Source organism: Mesorhizobium sp. B2-3-4, from assembly GCF_006442315.1.
Taxonomy (GTDB): domain Bacteria; phylum Pseudomonadota; class Alphaproteobacteria; order Rhizobiales; family Rhizobiaceae; genus Mesorhizobium.
On sequence record NZ_VFVY01000017.1, the window covers coordinates 154,302 to 168,214 of the forward strand.

A 13,913-nucleotide genomic window follows, 5' to 3' on the forward strand; every position below is an offset into this window, starting at 1 on the left:
CGCCGCCGGCACTCTATTCCACGCTGAGCCGATACCCAATACCGCGTACCGTCTGCAACCAGACCGGATTGGACGGATCGCGCTCGATCTTGCGGCGCAGCCGGTTGATCTGGACGTCGATGGTGCGCTCGCCGACTTCCGAATCGTCGCCGACCAGCTCGTGGCGCGGGATGGTCTCGCCGGCGCGCGCGGCGAAGATCGCCAGGATCTCCTGTTCGCGGTCGGTCAGCTTCAGCGCCTCGCCGCCGCGCTTCAGTTCGCGCCTGGCGATCTGGAAGGTGTAGGGGCCGAAGACCAGCTGTTCGACCTTGGGCGTCGCCGTCGGGCCGCCGCGGCGCAGGATGTTGTTGATGCGCAGGATCAGCTCGCGCGGGTCGAAAGGTTTGGGCAAATAATCGTCGGCGCCGGCCTCGAGCCCGGAGATGCGGCTGTCCGTCTCCGACAAGGCCGTCAGCATCAGGATCGGCACGTTCTTTTCGGCACGCAGCGCCTTGGTCAGGTCGACGCCGCTTTCTCCCGGCATCATGACGTCGAGCACGAGCAGGTCGAAGTCGAGGCCGGCAAGCTTGCGGCGGGCCTCGCCGGAATTGCCCGCGACGGTGACGCGAAAGCCGTTTTCGGTCAGATACTGCTTGAGAAGATTGCGGATACGGGTGTCGTCGTCGACGACCAGCAGATGCGGCGCGTCGTCGTCCGGTGCGGCCGCCTGGTCGACCCTCTCAGTGCTCTCCATGGCTTTTCCCTGACATTTTTGCGGACCCAACGTCGATCTGAGCTCTCAGTTCCGGATTGACCATCGCTTCGAGGAAGCGTTCCACCAAGGTCCGTTCGGCGGCGCCGGAATCTTCCAATGCAGCACGGATGCGGCGCGACTGTGGCCGCGCCAGCGCCAACGCCAGCGCGCGGCCCTTGGCCGTCGGATAGAGTTCGCGCTGGCGGCGGTCGCGCGGGCCCTGCAACTGCACGACGTGATCGGTGTCGATCAACTGCTTGAGCACGCGCGCCAGGCTCTGCTTGGTGATCTTCAAGACATCGAGCAGTTCGGCGACGGTCAGGCCCGGCCTGCGATTGACGAAATGCAGCACGCGATGATGGGCGCGGCCGAAGCCGTAATCGGCCAGGATCTGATCGGGATCGGAGGTGAAGTCACGATAGGCGAAGAAGAAGAGTTCGATGATGGCGAAGTCGATGCCGTCCTCGCTGGTGATCGCGGTCCTGATCGGTTTTCCGGCATCTGAGCTTTTATCCGTCATCATTTCTCCATGGGAATGGGAGATTATGTCAGTACTATTGACGTAATTTCCCTGCAATGGTAATTTTTGACAAGCTTTTGGGCTGATTGCGAACGAAAAGGCAAGGCGAGCCGGTTTTTCCGGAACTTCCTGAGTTTGCCAGAGCGCGATTATCCGCTTACGCTTCGAGACATGGGCCGGCGTCTCCCACCGGATGGCGCGACCGAAAAGAACACGCAACGACACCGAGATATGCGGGCCACGACCCGCGGGAGGTTACCATGGCATCCGTTCCCTTCGATCAATTGGACGGCTTCATCTGGATGAATGGCGAATTCGTTGCGTGGGGAGACGCCAAGATCCATGTCCTGACCCACGGCCTGCACTATGCCAGCGCGGTCTTCGAGGGTGAGCGCGCCTATGGCGGCGAGATCTTCAAGCTCAACGAGCATACCGAGCGCCTGCATGAATCGGCGCGCCTGCTCGGCTTCAAGATTCCCTATTCGGTGGCCGAGCTCAACGACGCCTCGACGACGCTTCTGAAGAAACAGGGTTTTCAGGACGCCTATGTCAGGCCGATCGCCTGGCGCGGCAGCGAGCAGATGGGCGTTTCGGCGCAGAACAACCGCATCAACGTCGCCATCGCCATCTGGCAGTGGCCGAGCTATTTCGATCCGGCGCAGAAGCTGAAGGGCATCCGCCTCGACGTGGCCGAGTGGCGCCGGCCCGACCCGCGTACGGCGCCGTCGCGGTCGAAGGCGGCCGGCCTCTACATGATCTGCACCATGTCCAAGCATGCCGCCGAGGCCAAGGGCTATGCCGACGCCATGATGCTCGACTGGCGCGGCCAGGTCGCGGAAGCGACCGGTGCCAACATCTTCTTCGTCAAGGACGGCAAGATCCACACGCCCAAGCCCGACTGCTTCCTCGACGGCATCACCCGCCGCACGGTCATTGGACTTGCCAGGGATCGCGGTCTGGAAGTCATCGAACGCGCCATCATGCCGGAAGAACTCGAAGGGTTCGAGCAATGCTTCCTGACCGGGACCGCGGCGGAAGTAACGCCGGTTTCCGAGATCGGACCTTACCGATTCGAGGTCGGTGAAATCGCCAAGAACCTCATGAACGACTATTCTGCCGCCGTTCAGCCGAAGCACGCGATCGCCGCAGAATAACGATAGTCACAGCTTTTCACGCAAGCAGGGGCGGTTTTCGGGCCGCCCCTTTTATTTCAGCGTTTCTGCATTTGACTTTCGTCCAATTCGGCGTCTCATGATGCTGTCGGCCTGGGAGGCTGGCAGCTATGGAGGGACTGGTAACATGGACATGAACACGCTTCTTCCGATCATTATACAGGTGATTACCGGCATCATCGGTGGTCAGGCGGTCGGTGCGGCGCTCAAGACGGCGGCGATGGGGCAGCTTCCCAAAATCCTGGGCGGAGCCATTGGCGGTGTCGGCGGCGCGGCGATCCTGGGCAGCCTGCTCGGTGGCGGCGCGGTCGATCCGGCGGCAGCCGCGGCGGCGACGAGCGGCCTCGGCAGCGCGCTCAACCTCAACAACATCGTCGGCGGCGCCGGCGGCGGCGCGATCCTGACCGGCATTCTCGGCGCGGTCATGGGCGCCATGAAGAAGTAAGCCTGCCATCTCGGGCTGGCAAAATGGGCGGCCTCGGCCGCCCATTTCTTTTGCGGCGACGGATCGTTCGTCCTTGCGGGGCTGGACGCTCCAGGCCCACGTCTCTAAATCAGCGCTGACACAGCGAAAGGACGATCATGGGTCAGCTCAATGCCGGCATCGTGCCGGTCACACCGTTCCAGCAGAACTGCACCATCCTGTTCGACATGGACGACAAGCGCGGCGTCGTCGTCGATCCGGGCGGCGACATCGACAGGGTGCTGGCGGTGCTCAAGGACAATGCGATCACCGCCGAGGCGATCTGGATCACGCATGGCCATATCGACCATGCCGGCGGCGCCATGGAGCTGAAGGAAGCGCTCGGCATCGAGATCATCGGCCCGCATGAAGCCGACCGGATGCTGCTCGACAATCTGGCGAACCAGGGCCGGCGCTACGGCATCGAGGGTTCGCGCAACTGCGTGCCGGACAGGTTTCTCACCGAGGGTGAGACGGTGTCGTTCGGCACTCACATGTTCGAGGTGCTGCATTGCCCCGGACACGCGCCCGGCCATGTCGTCTACTACAACCGCGCCGCCAAATTCGCCCATGTCGGCGACGTCCTTTTTCGCGGCTCGGTCGGCCGCACCGACCTGCCGGGCGGCGACCATGCAACGCTCATCGCCTCGATCAAGGACAAGCTGCTGCCGCTTGGCGACGACATCGGCTTCATCTGCGGCCACGGGCCGGGCGGACGCTTTGGCGAGGAACGCAGGACCAATCCGTTCTTGACCTGAACTGGATCCGAGCCGCTCCTGGTTTCGACAGCCCGACAAGCTGACAAACAAAAAAGCGCCGACCTCGCGGTCAGCGCTTTTTGTTGGGGCAGGGAAGCCTCAGTTGGCAGTGCAGAAATGCTGCTCGCCGTCATTGCCGGTGAAGGTGCCGGTGCGGGAGTTGAAGGTGCGGTAGCGGTCCGAGCAATACTCGTACCAGCCGCGCGTCCACGGTTCGGCATAACGGTCGGCATAGACCACCTGCGGCTCGGCATAGTAGCGGCGGACCGGGGCAGGGCGCACCACCACGTCACGGTCGTAACCGTCATCGTAGTAGCGGTCGGCGTAGGCCGGGGGCTGGTCATTGGCCAACGCGCCACCGATCAGCGCGCCGGCCGCGAGGCCGAGGACGCCGGCGGCAATGGCATCGCCATGATGATGGCCACCACCACGGCCGTGGTGCCAGCGGTTCCAATCACGGGCATTGGCGGCAGGCAAGGTCGCGAGCGTGGTTGCGACCACGGCGGCGGACAGCACGGCTGTCTTGAAAATACGGTTCATCTTGGTCTCCTTCGTGCCGGGCCGTGCAGTTTTGCAGGGGATGCGATCCGGCTTTACGAATGACTAATATGAGACCGTGGCTGAACGGGGGCTGAACGAAAATTTGACCGCACGCGTTCTTTCACGGCGTCACAGCCGCACCCGCTGGGGCGCGGCCCTGGCCTGCCGCAGCCGGCGTCGGTCTGCAGCCGGCTCAGCCGACCGACAGGTTGACGGCCTTGGGTCCCTTGCCGCGCTTGTCCGGCTCGGTATCGAATGTCACTTTCTGCCCATCTTCGAGACCGGGAAGACCCGACGCCTGCACGGCCGAAATATGCACGAAGACATCCTTCGCGCCATCATCCGGTGTGATGAAGCCGAAGCCCTTGGCATGATTGAAGAATTTGACGGTGCCGGTCTGCGGCATGGGAAGCTCCTTTGATCCCATAAACTCCAGTCTCGGGCCGGCAAATGCCCGAGAGGAAATTTGTCCTTTATTTTAGCGCCATCGGCAAGTGAAAGTTTTGCGGGCACTTAAAGCAGGTGACGCTTTAAGTGCTTGTTATGATGCGCGTCATTGGCTCCGGACCCGGATCAACTTGCGGGCGGCACGGGTCGATGTTGCGCCGCGGACATGAAAAAGGCGCGACGAAAGCCGCCGCGCCTTTCAAAAATCTGTCTGCCTGCCCAGGTGCTGGCCAGGCTCAAAAACCTCGTTCGCCCATCCGCCGGGGATGTGCGGCGCGACGACCGCTCAGGCGGCGCGCAGGTTGACGGCCTTCGGGCCCTTGCCCATGCGGTCCGGCTCGACGTCGAAAGTGACTTTCTGGCCGTCGACGAGCGTGCGCAGGCCCGAGGCCTCGATCGCTGAGATATGGACGAACACGTCCTTGGCGCCGCCGTCGGGCGTGATGAAACCGAAGCCTTTGGTCGCATTGAAGAATTTAACGGTGCCGGTCTGGGCCATTGGGGAAACTCCTTCACCCGTTCAGTCTTGGTGGTCCTGCCCGCCACCTGGCGTCGAGGGCAGTTCCCGGTGGTTGCTTTCGGCAGTCATGCATTGGCGCATGGTCAAAACCCCCGCCGAAAAACGGGGCCGTCAGAGATTCACAGTATCGGGGAAAGGTCGTCCAAAACGTTCCGCTCTCCGGGTCGCAAATGCCCGAACACAGAATTTATCGCACGGAAACGTGAAGGTTGCAAGATAGCGCCGCGGGCGGCCGCCATTGGCGCATCCCGACGCAAATAATCGACTGATCCGAGCGTCGACCGGCCGCAAATAGGCTTCGTTGCCTGAGGGGTCATCGGCCCACAGGCAAGGTCATGCATGGGCCAGAGGCGATGACGGCCGGCGTCGCGCGGCGGGACCGCGACCGATCCAGGCGTCGTTTCCCGACAGAAGCCGCGAACGGGGGTTGCAATTGGCAATGGAATAGCGAGGATCGTGCCATACGGATGTGATTTTAGTCTTTGTTTTGATCGATATCATTATCAGCGAACCGCAGGCCAAGCCTTGCTCGGTTCACTCCGGGACGGGGGTCGAGGGAGAGACGATCATGAGGTTTCTTGCGGCAATCTTTTCGCGTCAGGGTTTTGCCATCCTGTTCCTGTCGGCAATTCTTGCCGCCTGCACGGTGGTCGTCGATGACGGCCCGGGACCGCGCCCGCGTCCGCCGCGCCCCGAACCGCAATTCTGCACCAAACAGTATGAGCCGGTCTGCGCCCGGCGCGGCGGCGACCGCCAGACCTTCGCCAATGGCTGTCTCGCCGAGAGGGCCGGTTACCGCATCGTGCGCGACGGCCCCTGCCGCGACGGCGGTGGTGGCGGCGGCGGTGGTGGCGAACAGACTTTCTGCACCCGCGAATACGCGCCGGTGTGCGGCCGCCGGCACGGCGACATGCGCACCTTCCCCAATGCCTGCGAGGCCCGTGCGTCCGACTATCGCATCGTCGGCGAAGGCCCGTGCTGAGATGCCGAGCCTCTCCCTTCTCTCTTAATGGGGAGAAGGAGGGCTCATTTGTCGACGCCGACATAGGCCGCGCCGTTCAGAAGCCTGGCTAGATGAGCCGCGTTTGAAGCCGCCATTTCAATGGCTTTGGCGACCTTGTCGGGAGTTTTCGGCAGATCGACATAGTTGACGTCGCCCATGGCTTCACCGACCCAGTAGACACCGCCATTGGCCGGGATGGTGAAGCCGACATCGTTGAGCGCCTGGAAACATTGCGCGTGGCAATGGTGCGCGCCGTCCTCGTTGCCGACGATCGCCACCAGCGCCACCTTGCCGGCGGCCGGCATGCGGCCCTTGGCGTCGGTCTCCTCGAGAAAGGCGTCCATGCGCTCCATGACGCGCTTGGCGACGCTCGACGGCTGGCCCATCCAGATCGGCAAGCCGAGAATGAAGATATCGGCGGCGACGATCTTCTCGCGCAGGCCAGGCCAGTCATCGCCCTTGCCCATGTCGGAGAGCACGCCGGGCTTGATGTCGTGATCGAGCGCGCGCACGACCTCGCCCTTCACGCCATGCGGTTCGAGCGCCGAGAGCAGATCGGCGACGATCTTGTCGGTGGACGATTTCTCCTTGTCGTCGGAGGCCTTCAGCGAGCAATTGATGGCAAAGGCGGTAAGCGACATCTGGCGAACTCCTGCATGCGGGTGTGCGGGCTCAACGTCGCGATTGGCTTGTGGTTGCACACGCCTTGCGGGTGCTCCTGGCCGTTCGGGCAGCGCTCGCACCTTGAATCTCTGCGCGGCATGGCTTAGGTCCCGCAGGCACACAAATACGGTAGGTGTCCCATCAACAGAGATCAGAGAAGAGCGGCGGGTGCGGGAGCCAGGTCCGGCGCAGGCAGGTCCGGCGCGGGCGGACAGCCACCGCTGGGCCTCGACCAGTATGTCCAGCAGGCGCTGCAGCTGCATCAGGCCGGGCGCCTGCAAGAGGCCGAGGCGATCTACGGGCAGGTGCTGGCGCGCCAGCCCAAACACGCGGCCGCGGCGCATTTCCTGGGCTTGCTGCTGCACCAGACCGGGCGCAGCGAAGACGGGATGAACCTGCTGGAACAGTCGGTTCAGCTGCAGCCGACGAACCCCGACTTCCTCAACAATATCGGCACGGTCATGCGCGACCTCGGCCGTGTCGCGGCGGCGATCGATTTCTTCCAAGGCGCGGTGGATCTGCGGCCGGAGCAGCTCGCGGCGCGCGATAATCTCGGCTCGTCGCTGAAGCAGACCGGCCGGTTCGACGAGGCCGAGGAGATGTATCGCGGCACGGTGCAGCGTAACCCATTCCACGTGCGCGCCCGTATCGGGCTTGCCGAAACGCTGCAGGAAGCCGGACGTCTCGACGAGGCACTGGCTACCTTCCAGGAGGCACTGACCATTCGCCCCAAGGACGCGGACCTGCTGCATGGCCTCGGCGTCGGGCTGATGGAGAAGGGCAAGCTCGACGAGGCGACGGAGCTGTTCCGGCAAGCTGTGGCAATCCAGCCTGCGATGGCCCAGGCGTGGCTGATGCTGACGCAGGTCAAACGCCAGAAGGAGCGCGACGCCGAATTGGCCGGGATGGAAGCCCAGCACGCCAAGGCGCCTCGGGACAGCCTGGCGCGCATGCAGCTGTCCTTCGGCCTCGGCAAGGCCAATGACGATCTCAAGGATTATGGCAAGGCCTTCGACTATTTCGCCGAGGGCAATGCCATCCGCCGCAAGGGCATCAATTATGATCCGGTGAAGACGCGTGCCGAATTCGAGGCGATGAAGACGGTGTTCGACGCCGGCTTCTTCGAAAAGCACCGGCCGAGCCCGATCACCGACGATGCGCCGATCTTCGTCGTCGGCATGCCGCGTTCGGGCACGACGCTGGTCGAGCAGATCATCGCCAGCCACCCACAGGTCTATGGCGCGGGCGAGCTCAACATCCTGAAGACGGCGGTCGGCAGGCAGTTCCCGTCGAACATGCCGGGCGGCTTCCCCTGGGGCGTGGCCGACACCGACGACAAGGATTTCGCCGAGGCCGGGCAGGCCTATCTCGACACGCTGCATGCCCGCTATCCGCACATGCGCCACGTCACCGACAAGATGCCGGGCAACTTCCTGCTCGTCGGCTTCATCCACATGATGCTGCCCAAGGCCAGGATCATCCATTGCACGCGCGACGCGGCCGCCACGTGCCTGTCGATCTACAAGGTGCATTTCCGCGGCGACAGCCATCGCTATGGCTATGACCTGGCCGAGCTCGCGGACTTCCACAATCTCTACACCGACATCATGGCGCATTGGCACAAGGTGCTGCCAGGTGTCGTGCACGATGTGCGCTATGAGGATTTCATCGCCGACCAGGACGGGCAGAGCCGGGCGCTGATCGATTATCTCGGCCTGCCATGGGACGATGCCGTGCTATCGTTCCACCAGACCGACAGGCCGGTGCGCACCGCGTCCGCCGCGCAGGTGCGCCAGCCGATTTATCAAGGTTCGGTCGACCTGTGGAAACGCTATGGCGACCGGCTGAAGCCGCTGCTCGACAAGCTGGATTAGCACACGGGACGTTGGCAGACCCTCGGGACAAGCCCGAGGGTGCGTCGTTTGGCTGATGAATCCGCGTACGAAGCGCGGGAACTGATCGGTGTCAGTTCCTGCGCCGTCATCCTCGGGCTTGTCCCGAGGATCTGCGGCGTGGCTATGTTCGGTTATGGCGGGGAAGATAATGGAAGCGGCTGGCTTGGTTAGGTCGGCAGATCCTCGGGACAAGCCCGAGGATGACGTGGTGCGAGCCCGGGATGACAGCGTGTAAAGCCTGACGCCGCTCAAAGCTCGATAAACGGCTGGAAGCCGCCGAAGATCATGCGCTTCATGTCGAACGGCATGGGCCCCCAATCGGGCGTCAAACGCTCATCGGCCATGACCTTGGCCATCACCGCATCGCGGCTCTGCCTCGATTCATAAACCGCCCAGGCGAAGACGACGATCTCGTCGTCCTTTGCCTGAACGGCACGCGGGAATGAGGTCAGCTCGCCATAGGGGACGTCGTCGCCGATGCATTCGACATAGGAGAGCGCGCCGTGCTCCATCCAGATCGGACCGGCGAGATTGGCCAGCTTCCTGTAGTCATCGAGTTTGGCCTTCGGCACGGCAAGCACGAAACCGTCGACATAGGACATGATGAAACTCCTTTGTTGAAAAACGGGCGCGCCGGGTCGGCGGGGATACGACCCGGCGCGGTTGGGCGCGTCGCTTTGCGAGGCGCGCCGCTAAAACCTATTCCGTGGGGGCGTTCATTGCCCAGGCGACGCCGAAGGGGTCCTTCACCTGGCCCCAGCGGTCGCCCCAGAACATGACCTGCAGCGGCGTGGCGATCTCGCAGCCGGCGTCGACGGCGCGCTTCCACCAGGCGTCGATATCATCCTTGCCGAGATGGAGCTGCAGCGTATAGCCCTGCGCCGCCTGGTGCGGATGGCCGTGTTCGGGATAGGCGTCGCCCAGCATGATTGTCGAGCCGTTGATGTAGAGATGGATGTGCATGGTGCGGCCTTGCTCATCGGGCGGATAGGCAAAGACTTCCTCGGCCCCGAAAGCCTTCTTGTAGAACTCGGCGGCCTTGATGGCGCCGTCGACCTGCAGATAGGGGGTCAATCCGCCAAGAACCTGGGGGCGGGGCGGGGTCTGGTCGGTCATGCTCGCGTTCCTCTTCACGTTTGGTTTGGCCTTGCGAACCATAGGACGGACGAGGCGACACCAATCCTACAGGGTGCTGAAAATTTTTCCGCAGGCCCGGATCAGCGGGCGACAGGCCGGCTCTCGAGGTCCGCACACGCGGCGGCTGGCCGGGGTCATATGACCTTGGCCGAGGACGTGGCCGCGCGACGGCTCTCGCGGGTATCGAGTATTTCCGGAAAGCCGATATCCTTGCGCAGTTCGGCCGGCAGCGACAGCAGGATACGTTCGCCGCGATGACGGGCACGCGCCGCCGCGTAGCGGGTTGCGATGCGGCCGATGGATGACAGGACGGACATGATCAATTCTCCCTGGGTTGGAGCCGGCATCATCGTGTCGGCATCCCAAGGACGGAAGAGGTTCAGTCGATCCGACAGATCGCCCGGATTTTTTTACGAGGGGGACCTGGTTACTCCTGGTGTCACGCAGCCGTTCCCAGGCTTTCTATCTTATCGAGATCGGCCTTCTTGGCCTCGCCTTCGATTGCGAGATCGTAGCTGGCCTGCATATTCATCCAGAATTGCGGCGTCGTCCCGAAGAACTTCGCGAGGCGCAGCGCGGTGTCGGGCGTCACCGCTGTCGTCTCCCCGGCCAGGCGCTCGATGCGCGTACGCGGCACATGCAGATTCTTGGCGAGCGTGTATGGCTTGAGGCCAAGCGGGACGAGATATTCCTCGCGAAGAATTTCGCCGGGATGGATGGGTGGGTGGATGTTCAACATTTGAGACCTGCGACGTGAGCGAAACAATTGTCCCTAGTGATAGTCGGTGATTTCGACGTCCTCGGCTTGTCCGTCCACCCAGCGAAAGCAGATGCGGAACTGATCGTTGATCCGGATCGAGTGCTGACCGGCACGGTTGCCTTTCAACAGCTCAAGCCTGTTGCCGGGTGGCGCCTTCAAGTCGGACAGTTCGGCGGCGTTATCGATCATAAACAGCTTGCGCTGGGCTGAGCGGACAAGATCCGAGGGAAAGCCCTTGGGAGCCTTGCCGTTCGCAACAGCTTCGCTGATCTTGTTCTTGAACGAACGTATCATCCGCCAGACCTGACCGACGTACCATCGCACGATACGTTCTTTGAGTCAAGAATACGTCTCATGCCACGATACGATTTCGACCCGACGGGTGATAATTTTGTCCTTCGTGTCTAGCCAACTCCCTCGGCCACCTCGCGGAAGAAACTCTCCGGATCCTCGACCTCGGTCAGCCGCCGCTTGTCGATCAGCCAGAAGCGGTTGCCGACGGCGCGGATGAAGGAGCGGTCGTGCGAGGCGAGCACGCAGCTTGCCTGGTGCTTCAGCAATTCTTCTTCCAGCGCTTCCTGGCCGTCTATGTCGAGATGGTTGGTCGGCTCGTCGAGCAGGTAGAAATTGGGATTGGCGAGCCTCAGCGCCAGCATCATCAGCCGCGCCTTTTGGCCGCCGGACAACGCGCCGATCTTCCTCTCCTGCATATCGATGACCACGCCGGCGCCGGCAAGCAGCGAGCGGGCGCGCTGCTCGCCGACATCGAATTTTCGCGATACCATCGCCAGCGGCGTGTCGTTGCCGTCGATGTCGGACAGCGCCTGGTCGCTGTAGCCGAGCACCGTCGACGGTGTCACCTTCACATTGGCGACCGTCTCCGGCTCGAGAATGGCGTTGCGGATCATGGCGACGAAACGCGACTTGCCGACGCCGTTGCGGCCGAGCAGCACGATGCGGTCGCCCTGGCAGATGTGGCGCTTGCCGGTCCGGAACAGCAGCGTGCCGTCGGGCGTTTCCACCGCCGCGTCTTCAAGCGTGATCAGCACCTTGGCGTGCGTGCCGCGATTGGCGAGCCGGATCGCGCCGGCCGATTTCTCGCGATGCGCCGGCGCCGCCGCCTCTTCGAGCTTGTCCGCGCGCTCCTTCAGCTGTTTGGTTTTCACGGTCAGCAGATCGCTGCCCGAATTGATGCCGATGTTGTTGAGCTTGGCGGCTTGCTTGCGCAATTGCTGGGCGACTTTCATGTCGCGCTCGAACTTGCGTGCCGTCGAGGCATCGACCTCGTCAAGGGCCTGTCTGGCGCGCGAGTAGGGCAGGGCGAACACCGGCGATTGCTCTGGGCGCAGGAACAGCGTCCGGTTGGTAACCGCGTCGAGGAAGGCGCGGTCATGGCTGGCGATGACGACAGGCACTTCGCGCGGCAGCGCGTTCAGCCAAGTCTCCAGCTGGCTGATCCTGGCGAGATCGAGGTGATTGGTCGGCTCGTCCAGAAGCAGCATGTCGGGATCGGTGACCCAGACGCGGGCGATCAGCGCCAGCCGCTGCCAGCCGCCGCTCAGCGCTCGCATTTCCCGCTCGCGCATGGCCTCGGGCACGTCGAGTGAATCCAGCACCACGTCGACCCGCCACATCTCGCTGTCGGCCTGCTCCGGCGGCAAGGCGTCGGCGACCACCTGATAGAAGGTGCGGCCGAGAAGGGCAGCGGGAACCGACTGTTCGACATGGCCGATGCGCAGGCCGCGCGTGCGGGTGATGTCGCCGGAGGTCGGCTCCATCGCGCCGGTCAGGCATTTGAGCAAGGTCGACTTGCCGCGGCCATTGGCGGCGACAATGCCAAGCCGGTCGCCGCCGCCGATGGTGAGGTCGAGATTGGCGAAGAGCGGCGCACTCATGGTGACGCCGAGGGATTTGAGGCTGAGGAGGGCCATTTTGATTTCTCAGGTCTTGCCGGAAAGTCCGGCTGATGCACTTTGACGATGCGCGTAGCGGCCATCAGGCTCGGCTTTGCGCACCACGAAGGGCAGACCAAAAAATCGAAGCGGGAAAAACCCGGACCGTCCCTGGTCAGCCCTGCAAGCTCGCCTGCAGGGCGGAAATCGGGCCACGCTGACGGTGGTGACGATGGAACGTGAACACGTGAGCCCTCCTTTCAAGACGTTCGAGTGTGACGACTGGCTACACCAAAGGTGGGGCTGATGGCAAGGCCGGCGCTTTCGCGCGGCGCGGGAACGGGTCCAGCACCAGGATGCAGCCACCGATGATCGCCACCGCACCGAAGCCCTGAATGATGGTCAGCGACTCGCCGAGCAGAAGCGTGCCGGCCAGCACCGCGATCGTGGTCACGGCGAATTCGACGCTGATCGTCCTGGTGGCGCCGATGCTGGCCACCAGCCGGAAATAGACGACATAGGTCATGGCGCTCATGACGCAGGCAAGTACCGCAAGGTAGAGGAAGTCGACAGGGCGCGGCATGGCCGGCACAGGCACGACGAAAAGCAGCGGCAGCGTCATCAGGCCGCCGAACAGGAAGGCGGCGCCAGTGAGCTCGAACGAGCCAGCCGAACGCAGGTGGCGGTTGGCATAGTTGCTGCCGAAGGCTGCGGCGAAGGAACTGAACAGCGATGCGGCGCAGCCCAGCGCGAAGGATGCTGTGATCGGAACGGCGGGAAAGCCGACCAGGACGACGATGCCGGCGGCGCCGAGCAGGAGCCCAGCGAGGCCGCGCGGCGTGATCCGCTCCAGTCCCCACAACTGGCCGAGGATCATCGAGAACATCGGGATCGCGGCAACCAGGATCGCCGCCATCGCCGTGCCGATGCGCGGGGTGGCATAGGAGAGGCCGACCAATTGCGCAGCGACCGTCGTCGCGCCCACCACGCCGAAGTGCCGCCAACCGGCGCTGAAATCGAGCCGGCGCCGCGTCGCTGCCGCCAGCAGAAAGAGCGTGATGCCGGCGATCAGCGAACGCAAGGTGACCGCGCCGACCCAACCGAAGGCATGTACCACCTTGAGCAGGACAAGGAAGGACAGGCCCCAGGTGACGGCCAGGAAGACGTAAGCGGCGATGTCCCTGGGTTTCATGGAGGGCCGGCGGGGAGGTTTTGCGGATTGCTGCGGCGTATCGTTTCTGCCGGAAGGTGGCAAGCGCGAGACTATAGTCCAGCCGACTTTACGGCGAGCCGGACTGTCGGCGTTTGCGCCGCCCCTTGTATCTGCACGGAAGAGAGTTTGTGCGATGTAAGCGACTGAGCCTCGGACCGGATGGCCATCCGGTCCGAGGCTTGGTGAAGTCGCCCGCC

The 13,913-nt window shown here is 63.4% G+C and carries 18 protein-coding genes; 5 read left to right on the top strand and 13 right to left on the bottom strand.

Features of this window, described 5'->3' with window-relative positions; translation table 11 throughout:
- Positions 1-13 precede the first annotated feature (13 nt).
- The gene (locus FJ967_RS23695) at positions 14-733 is read right to left on the bottom strand and encodes a response regulator transcription factor (RefSeq protein ID WP_140734292.1); all 720 of its coding nucleotides are present in this window, start codon (positions 731-733) and stop codon (positions 14-16) included.
- On the bottom strand, positions 720-1,253 hold the full coding sequence (locus FJ967_RS23700) for a MarR family transcriptional regulator (RefSeq protein WP_181176124.1): 534 nt from the start codon (positions 1,251-1,253) through the stop codon (positions 720-722). The genes FJ967_RS23695 and FJ967_RS23700 overlap by 14 nt, the downstream gene beginning before the upstream one ends.
- Positions 1,254-1,513: 260 nt before the next feature.
- Here FJ967_RS23700 and FJ967_RS23705 point away from each other — a divergent pair, with 260 nt between their 5' ends.
- From FJ967_RS23705 to FJ967_RS23715, 3 genes are all read left to right on the top strand, one after another.
- On the top strand, positions 1,514-2,407 hold the full coding sequence (locus tag FJ967_RS23705) for a branched-chain amino acid aminotransferase (RefSeq protein WP_140734294.1): 894 nt from the start codon (positions 1,514-1,516) through the stop codon (positions 2,405-2,407).
- Positions 2,408-2,552: 145 nt separating this feature from the next.
- A complete protein-coding gene (locus tag FJ967_RS23710) occupies positions 2,553-2,870 on the top strand; it encodes a hypothetical protein (protein ID WP_109659805.1) in 318 nt (105 codons plus the stop codon).
- A gap of 137 nt (positions 2,871-3,007) precedes the next feature.
- Positions 3,008-3,646 (top strand): MBL fold metallo-hydrolase, encoded by a 639-nt coding sequence (locus FJ967_RS23715; protein ID WP_140734296.1) that lies wholly within the window; start codon positions 3,008-3,010, stop codon positions 3,644-3,646.
- 99 nt (positions 3,647-3,745) lie between these two features.
- On the opposite strand, the gene FJ967_RS23720 is transcribed toward FJ967_RS23715, so the two are convergent.
- The 3 genes from FJ967_RS23720 to FJ967_RS23730 form a co-directional block, all read right to left on the bottom strand.
- Positions 3,746-4,186: a BA14K family protein gene (locus FJ967_RS23720; protein WP_140734298.1), complete on the bottom strand. Its 441-nt coding sequence runs from the start codon at positions 4,184-4,186 to the stop codon at positions 3,746-3,748.
- Positions 4,187-4,379: 193 nt separating this feature from the next.
- Positions 4,380-4,592 carry a cold-shock protein gene (locus FJ967_RS23725; RefSeq protein WP_008877668.1) on the bottom strand — a complete coding sequence of 71 codons (213 nt, stop codon included), beginning with the start codon at positions 4,590-4,592 and terminating at the stop codon, positions 4,380-4,382.
- A 327-nt stretch (positions 4,593-4,919) separates the two neighbouring features.
- A complete protein-coding gene (locus FJ967_RS23730) occupies positions 4,920-5,132 on the bottom strand; it encodes a cold-shock protein (RefSeq protein ID WP_006202520.1) in 213 nt (70 codons plus the stop codon).
- Positions 5,133-5,721: 589 nt separating this feature from the next.
- Here FJ967_RS23730 and FJ967_RS23735 point away from each other — a divergent pair.
- Entirely contained in the window at positions 5,722-6,135 is a 414-nt protein-coding gene (locus FJ967_RS23735; RefSeq protein WP_140734299.1) for a Kazal-type serine protease inhibitor domain-containing protein, read from the top strand.
- Between the two features lie 44 nt (positions 6,136-6,179).
- Here FJ967_RS23735 and FJ967_RS23740 read toward each other — a convergent pair whose 3' ends face one another.
- Complete coding sequence (locus tag FJ967_RS23740) at positions 6,180-6,797, bottom strand: NAD(P)H-dependent oxidoreductase (protein ID WP_140734301.1); 618 nt, start codon at positions 6,795-6,797, stop codon at positions 6,180-6,182.
- A gap of 327 nt (positions 6,798-7,124) precedes the next feature.
- On the opposite strand from FJ967_RS23740, the gene FJ967_RS23745 reads away from it, so the two are divergent.
- Positions 7,125-8,693 carry a sulfotransferase gene (locus tag FJ967_RS23745; RefSeq protein ID WP_246675366.1) on the top strand — a complete coding sequence of 523 codons (1,569 nt, stop codon included), beginning with the start codon at positions 7,125-7,127 and terminating at the stop codon, positions 8,691-8,693.
- Positions 8,694-8,962: 269 nt separating this feature from the next.
- On the opposite strand, the gene FJ967_RS23750 is transcribed toward FJ967_RS23745, so the two are convergent.
- From FJ967_RS23750 to FJ967_RS23780, 7 genes are all read right to left on the bottom strand, one after another.
- The gene (locus tag FJ967_RS23750) at positions 8,963-9,316 is read right to left on the bottom strand and encodes a DUF1428 domain-containing protein (protein ID WP_140734305.1); all 354 of its coding nucleotides are present in this window, start codon (positions 9,314-9,316) and stop codon (positions 8,963-8,965) included.
- A 97-nt stretch (positions 9,317-9,413) separates the two neighbouring features.
- Positions 9,414-9,830: a glyoxalase/bleomycin resistance/extradiol dioxygenase family protein gene (locus FJ967_RS23755; RefSeq protein ID WP_140734307.1), complete on the bottom strand. Its 417-nt coding sequence runs from the start codon at positions 9,828-9,830 to the stop codon at positions 9,414-9,416.
- Between the two features lie 155 nt (positions 9,831-9,985).
- A complete protein-coding gene (locus FJ967_RS23760; RefSeq protein ID WP_140734309.1) occupies positions 9,986-10,168 on the bottom strand; it encodes a hypothetical protein in 183 nt (60 codons plus the stop codon).
- Between the two features lie 122 nt (positions 10,169-10,290).
- The gene (locus FJ967_RS23765) at positions 10,291-10,590 is read right to left on the bottom strand and encodes a HigA family addiction module antitoxin (RefSeq protein ID WP_140734311.1); all 300 of its coding nucleotides are present in this window, start codon (positions 10,588-10,590) and stop codon (positions 10,291-10,293) included.
- Between the two features lie 33 nt (positions 10,591-10,623).
- Entirely contained in the window at positions 10,624-10,905 is a 282-nt protein-coding gene (locus tag FJ967_RS23770; protein ID WP_140734337.1) for a type II toxin-antitoxin system RelE/ParE family toxin, read from the bottom strand.
- Between the two features lie 110 nt (positions 10,906-11,015).
- Entirely contained in the window at positions 11,016-12,542 is a 1,527-nt protein-coding gene (locus FJ967_RS23775) for an ABC-F family ATP-binding cassette domain-containing protein (RefSeq protein WP_140734313.1), read from the bottom strand.
- A 247-nt stretch (positions 12,543-12,789) separates the two neighbouring features.
- Positions 12,790-13,695, bottom strand: coding sequence for a DMT family transporter (locus FJ967_RS23780; protein ID WP_140734315.1), 906 nt, complete (start codon positions 13,693-13,695; stop codon positions 12,790-12,792).
- Between the last annotated feature and the right edge of the window lie 218 nt (positions 13,696-13,913).